At 38.7% G+C, this 3,033-nt stretch carries 2 protein-coding genes; both read left to right on the forward strand.

The features are described 5' to 3' along the window. On the forward strand, nucleotides 1-1,277 hold a 1,277-nt coding region (locus E1176_RS03210; RefSeq protein ID WP_222933063.1), incomplete at its 5' end, for a hypothetical protein. A gap of 56 nt (nucleotides 1,278-1,333) precedes the next feature. Continuing rightward, on the forward strand, nucleotides 1,334-3,033 hold a 1,700-nt coding region (locus E1176_RS03215; protein ID WP_155209137.1), incomplete at its 3' end, for a contractile injection system tape measure protein.

A 3,033-nucleotide genomic window follows, 5' to 3' on the forward strand; every position in this document is an offset into this window, starting at 1 on the left:
TCCCATTTATAAATAAAAACCGCGCGAGAGGCTTTAATTATATGAAGGAGCCAACGGCCCCGGGAAACATTTCCGGCCTGGAGGCTAAGTTGATTGTGTTGCTCGGTTTAAGCTCATATACACTTGTTGATAGTGATAAATCTCGCGCTTACACAAAAAATTCATTTCTTGGTCATTTCGAAGAAAACGAAGTGAGTCTCCTAAAGAGCAGAAAAAGCAAGAAGAAAAAGCAGGAGCCAAGCCAACGCAACAGAGAAAATGTAGATTACATAAATGATGCTATAATTGAGAGTTATTTTGACTATATCGATGTAGATGAAGTGTCTATCGACTATACTGATACAACTGCCAATGATAAATTGCTAAGAAAGCTCAACCTATTTCAAAAAGGGGAATTAACAGAGGAGTTTTTAAGGGCTGGACTTGAGCTGGAAAATTATCAGGTAGGTAAGCCAAAAGATAGTAAGGACTATATCGTGGCGTATAACTCCGATAGTGAGTCTCAATGGGCAGAAATGGGCCATTTTGATTCTTTGGAAGATGCTAGTAAAGCAGCCATATTGCTTACAAGGTTTCTCAGAGATATGAACCTAAGCAGTGAGGGACTTCACCTGATGGAGCATGTCTTATTACGACCACAGGTTAGTCAAAAGAAGTTTGGTATTTACCTACTCGATCAGGACGGTAATCGTGTGTTGAGAAGTGCCGGTCTTTACGATTATGAGCAAAGACTAAAAATCATTGAGCAGCTTAAGCCTCACTTGTCTTCGTATAATAATTACTCTGTAGAAATCACAGATACGAAAGATTTTGAGATTCACTTTAGCTCACCTGATGGTAAGATAAAATTTGTAAGTGTCACCGCTAATCCTTCTGTAGAGGAGACCCATGAGCAGCTAGAAGAATTGTTTAGCTATCTTTCTGATGCCGAAGTTATTACGCCATATGAGGCAAAGCTTGATTACTATGTGAGAAATACTACAGACGGCCCATTGGTGCCAGAGAGTTTTTACACATACAGAATCACAATGCTTTTTCCTGCCTGGACAGCCAGGTTTAGTAATCCCGAGTTCAGATCTATAGCCGAGGAAATAATTTTTCAAAATCAGTCAGCCAGTGTAGCTTCCAATATTTTATGGTTAGAGATTGATAAAATGGGTGAGTTTGAAAAGAAATATTATCAATGGCTATCCTATAAAAGAGAGGAGAATGCGGACAAAGAAAAGCTTGATGAAGCAGCTGATAAACTCACAAGGTTTCTAATGGATCTTGTATGATAATTTAGTATAAAAAAGTGCTACTAGGAGGGCCGGAGAACAGTTAGAGCCGTGATATGGAGAAAGGCACACACCAAATACGAAGTCAGGTTTTTGAGGTTGAGTTTGCTCAGGAGGCTAAAGCTGTTGAGCTTAAACAACGGCTGGTCGATCATATAAAGCTCAGGTTGCTAAGTATGATTGAAGAGGTTTTTGATGAAGTCTGTCCACCGGGCGTCATCATAAAAATACCCAATATCACCATTGATCTAGGTGAAATAGACTTACTCAGAATAGAGTCAGAACTGGAGTATAGACTTAAAATTGACTTAAAAAAATACCTCACCGAAGTGCTGGAAGAGGCTGGCCGACTTACTCATTCAGATGTCGAAATAATCACCGAGGCCAAATCTAAGACCGATGTTATACTAAGTTTTCTTAAAACGGGCAACTTGCCCTGGTGGGGTAAAACAGTACTTTCTTTCGATGAAACCTTCGATCTCATAGAAATCCTAAGAGCTATTTTTGAGGAAGATGAAAAACAGCTTGTTTTATTGTTTTCACAAGTTATTAAGACCGATGTTCTGATCAAACGGTTGAGAAAGGAGCTGGGGACAAAAGGACTAGTTGAAGTGATTGCCCTGATTTCTAACGATTACAATGAGCTTCTAAGATTTGATGATCTCAAAAAAGAAATAGCTGATGTTGAAATTAGCCATGAAGCTAACAAACTAAGTGATCAGCAAATTGAAGAGATCGTGTGGGAGTCTGCCTTAATTACGCTGGTGAGAGTCTTAGAACGAAAGATTACTTATGCTTCCGTAAATACTTTAATTGAAGAAACGATCGAGCGCTTATCCAAGGTGCTGAATAAAACCAGAAAAGAAGTTCTCCTTGAAATACACCGTTATGTTTTAAAGTCTGCCAGCAATAAATCAGTCACCAAAACTTTACTGCAATCATTTATTTCTCGCCCGGAGATTCAGGAAAAGATTAAAAGTGGCTTAGGTAAATTTGGCAGTTCTAAAACTTCAAAAGGTGAGGAGGCTGCTTATTCAGAAAAATATAGTGAGAAAGAAGCTCAAACAATTGAAGAAAATCGAAAATCAGAAACTAAAACCGGCACTATAGAAATTCTAGGTGAGTATCTGACTACTGAAGAAATAAAGTCTAGATGGCAACAACGAGCTACTCGAGTCCATTGGATTGAAAAATTAGAAAAGCCTCAATTTTTTGAAATTATCAAAGCGATAGCACCTGGAGAAAAGAAACGTACTGAGGTACTTTTTACAGATATTCAATCCTTTGTAGAAAGCTTTTATTGGAAGACGATATCACCTACTCAGAGTCGCGGTCTCATTTTTGAGATTTTCCTGGATCAATATCTAACCACAACCAGACTGGAATTGGTGCTGGAAGAGGCCGTAAAACGCATCTTTCAAATCATTGCAGATCGTAGGTCAATACCGCAGTTTTTTGTGTACGCAGAAGTTATCCGTGCGACTGACGATTTTCAGGAATTAAGAAAGTGGGTTGAAAAACTAGCACAAAAGTCACAGCTGGAGTCATACCAAGTACTTGAAAATCTGCTCCAAAAAGTAAAAGATCAAAAAAAAGGTCTAGAAAAAAGAGAGCAAGAAGGTAGAGAAGAAACAAAATCCGATGTGAAGGAGGGAGCAATTGATGAGCAAGCTCATCAAAAAGACTCAGCGAAAGGTGATATATTAAAAAGGCGAGCAAGCATAGAGATTTTATTGGCCGACCCTCAGTCGGTATA

The organism is Fulvivirga aurantia (genome assembly GCF_009711475.1).
Taxonomy (GTDB): domain Bacteria; phylum Bacteroidota; class Bacteroidia; order Cytophagales; family Cyclobacteriaceae; genus Fulvivirga; species Fulvivirga aurantia.